The sequence below is a fragment of the Psychrobacter sp. 1Y4 genome (genome assembly GCF_051847555.1).
This window is the reverse complement of record NZ_JBPYDE010000187.1, coordinates 1-1,003: the sequence shown is the minus strand read 5'-3', so window position 1 is coordinate 1,003 and position 1,003 is coordinate 1. Positions and strand designations below refer to the sequence as shown.

The window sequence follows — 1,003 nt, the reverse complement described above, 5'->3', positions numbered from 1 at the left end:
CTAAGTTTTAGCAAGATATTAAACAACATGGAGCTTGGTCACAATGTCATGCACGGTCAGTATGATTGGATGCAGCACCCGCATCTGAACAGTCAAAAGTTTGATTGGGATATTGTTTGCCCTGCGCCATTGTGGCAACACTCGCATAACTACTTACACCATACGTTTACCAATATTGTTGGTCGAGATCATGATGTCGGCTATCACTTAATTCGGGTGACCGATGAGCAGCCTTGGACGCCAGAAGATCGCTACAATATGTTTAGTACAGCGGTACTGGCATTTGGCTTTGAATGGGCGGTAGCCTTTCATGATATTCAGATCAGTGTCGATGAATACGCCGACTCCCTTGACTTGCATAAAATCATGCAGCAAAAATCTCGCGCACTATTTGCCAAAATCGGCCGGCAAGTGGGTAAAGACTACATTGCACTGCCAGCCATAGTAGCAATGACACTAGGCTGTCGTAGTGCTCTAAGCACACTGAGCGGGAACATGACGGCCAATACGGTTCGTAACCTGTGGACGTGGGCGGTGATTTTCTGTGGTCATTTCACTGAGCAAGCACATATCTATACCCATCTCGATACTGATGAGAGCAAAGGCGATTGGTACGTGCGTCAGATTTTGGGTTCTAGCAATATCAAAGGGAATAAATGGTTTCACATTTTGACTGGCAATTTATCGCATCAGATTGAGCATCATATCTTTCCTGATATGCCAGCCAGCCACTATGCCAGTATCGCCCCGCAGGTAAAAGCCATCTGCCACAAATACAGTCTGGCCTACAACACTGGACGTTTTAGTACACAGCTGCGACAAGTAATAGGACGTATCCACCACTTTAGCAAACCTAGCGAACAAGAATGGCATGCGTATAAGGCGTCGATGTCAGATACCGATAATCGTATCGAGCGTGAGACCAAACTAGCGGTCAAAGGTGGCCTTGGTCGGTTTTTACCACCAGTTGTCCGCCAAGCCTTATCCTATGCATGGTAATGTG

At 46.5% G+C, this 1,003-nt stretch carries 1 protein-coding gene; it reads left to right on the top strand.

The features are described from left to right. On the top strand, nt 1-999 hold a 999-nt coding region (locus tag ACS8FC_RS15145), incomplete at its 5' end, for a fatty acid desaturase family protein (RefSeq protein ID WP_439297378.1). Nucleotides 1,000-1,003: the final 4 nt, after the last annotated feature.